Source organism: Acinetobacter towneri DSM 14962 = CIP 107472 (assembly GCF_000368785.1).
In the GTDB taxonomy this organism is placed as follows: domain Bacteria; phylum Pseudomonadota; class Gammaproteobacteria; order Pseudomonadales; family Moraxellaceae; genus Acinetobacter; species Acinetobacter towneri.
Genome location: NZ_KB849681.1, coordinates 1 through 1,251, shown reverse-complemented (window position 1 = coordinate 1,251; position 1,251 = coordinate 1). Strand labels below are relative to the sequence as shown.

Here is a 1,251-nt window from a genome sequence, read left to right as displayed (position 1 = left end):
AGGAAAACGTCCACTTATTGTCAGGAAAACGTCCATTTAAATCCTCTCAAAGCTATACACTACAAGAGATACAAGAGACCTATAAAATATAAATTTAAAAATATATATAAATTTAAAAAAGTGCCTTACTTGTGGATAACTTTATTTTTAACTTTATTTTTCACAATAGTTGATTCAGGAGATTAAAACTTATACATTGTTTCCAACAAAATTACGTAACTTACATAACTTATGATTATTTTAGTAGGTGGTGAAAAAGGCGGAGCTGGTAAGAGCTGCCTTGCACAGAACTTAGCGGTTTATTTACAAACCAAGAATAGAGATGTTCTACTTCTAGATGCAGATCCTCAAGGTACAACAACTGATTGGATTAAAGAACGTGATGAGAATGAGGATTTGAAAAATATCCCATCTGTACAAGCTTCGGGCAATATTCGTCAAGTTTTAAATGATTTATCAAAAAGATATGAAGATATTATCATTGATGCTGGTGGACAAGATTCAGAAGCATTGCGCTCTGCTATGACTATAGCAACACATATGCTATTGCCTTTTAGGCCTAAGCGTAGAGATCTAAAGACTTTAGATCATATGGAACAAGTATTAAAACTGGCGCGAGCAGTGAATCCAGATTTGAATGCAAGAGCAATCATTACACAATGCCCAACATTACCATCACAAGTACAGCGAATTTTAGATGCTAAAGAAGCCTGTGTATCGTTCGGAATAAAAGCCTTAGACCAAATCACGACAAATCGAAATGTTTATGATGATGCAGATGAAAATGGTTTATCTGTTTTTGAGGTAACAAGTGATCCTAAGGCAAAAGCAGAAATTGAAGGGATAGCTCAAGAGTTTTTAGGAGTATAACTATGGCAGGCCTTAGTGGTTTAAAAAAGAAGACTGACGAACTTTCGGATCAGGATAAACTGGTTGAAAACTTTATATCTGGAGCTGATAAAAGAGTTAAGGACCTAGAAGTTTCACAAAAGAAATTCGTTCGTTGTACCTTTTCTTTAAATCAAGAATTAAGTGAGTTAATTGATGAGCTAATTATCAAAAGTAATAATGCTCGTGTTAACAGATCTAGTATTGTAAGAATAGCTTTAGAGTCACTGGCAGAGCAGAATTTAGAAGATTTTAAGCAGCTAGTTGATAAAAGTTTTAAATAAAATAAGAACGGAACAGGTTATTTAATCTTATAGATTAAATAACCTAACTTCATAACTTCATAACTTCATAACTTCATAA

Annotated in this window: 2 protein-coding genes; both read left to right on the top strand. The window is 33.2% G+C overall.

Going from position 1 to position 1,251, the window contains the following annotated elements; translation table 11 throughout:
* Positions 1–231 precede the first annotated feature (231 nt).
* Positions 232–870 (top strand): AAA family ATPase, encoded by a 639-nt coding sequence (locus tag F947_RS00575; protein ID WP_004969897.1) that lies wholly within the window; start codon positions 232–234, stop codon positions 868–870.
* A gap of 2 nt (positions 871–872) precedes the next feature.
* Positions 873–1,172 carry a hypothetical protein gene (locus F947_RS00570; protein WP_004969894.1) on the top strand — a complete coding sequence of 100 codons (300 nt, stop codon included), beginning with the start codon at positions 873–875 and terminating at the stop codon, positions 1,170–1,172.
* The last annotated feature ends 79 nt before the right edge of the window (positions 1,173–1,251 follow it).